Source organism: Bradyrhizobium sp. UFLA05-89 (assembly GCF_059803475.1).
Genome location: NZ_JBANBA010000297.1, coordinates 1 through 673 on the forward strand (window position 1 = coordinate 1; position 673 = coordinate 673).

Sequence of the window (673 nt, forward strand, 5' to 3'; positions counted from 1 at the left end):
CACTGGTCCTAAGGTTGCTCTACAACTCGCAACGCCACCCTCCGCCTAGGCGAGCCTGATCCCTCAACCGGTTGGATTCGAAGAGAGGGGGCAACTTGAACCGCTGGGCGTTTTCAATGACTGGCAGAGGAACGACTCTCGACAGAGCCAGTCATCTCCATGCTCTCGGTGAAAGCCCCCATAGAAACCAGCCGAGAGAAAACCTTCCTACAAGGTTGGCGGCCTCGGCATCCCTCTCGCTGGGGTCGCTTGTCGGAGAGGCAGCGCGATTGGATGTTAAACGATGCACTTCTGGACGAGTTAAGGCAGCTGGAGCGCGAGGTAGTGGATGGTGAGCGGCGCCTTGCGGAACAGGAGGCATTGGTCATTAGTTTGAAACGGCAAAAACAAGACACCAGCAACGCTCAAGCCGAACTGGAGGGATTGCGTGAGAACCAGCGCCGCCTTCAGCAAGATCGGCATCGCATCTTGTCGCTGCTGCAACCGTAAGTCCATGATCGTTGGGCTTCCGTATGTCCAAAAGTGAACATAACTCATCCGCATTCCCCGGCATGCTCGAGGTCATGCTCACGCAAGCGCGCCCGAGCGAAGCAGTCAGACCGCAGCCTCCTTTCTGCGACGACTGCCGCATGCCAGCTGCGTTCAGGACCGAGGTTCAGGCGCGGGCCGGCCA

The 673-nt window shown here is 58.4% G+C and carries 1 protein-coding gene; it reads left to right on the forward strand.

Annotated elements, in window-relative coordinates:
• Positions 1–273 precede the first annotated feature (273 nt).
• Positions 274–489 (forward strand): hypothetical protein, encoded by a 216-nt coding sequence (locus tag SO139_RS46355; protein ID WP_449384471.1) that lies wholly within the window; start codon positions 274–276, stop codon positions 487–489.
• The last annotated feature ends 184 nt before the right edge of the window (positions 490–673 follow it).

Coding starts and splice junctions, on each gene's coding strand:
- SO139_RS46355 (WP_449384471.1), top strand. CDS start 274: ATGTTAAACGATGCACTTCTGGACGAGTTAAGGCAGCTGGAGCGCGAG.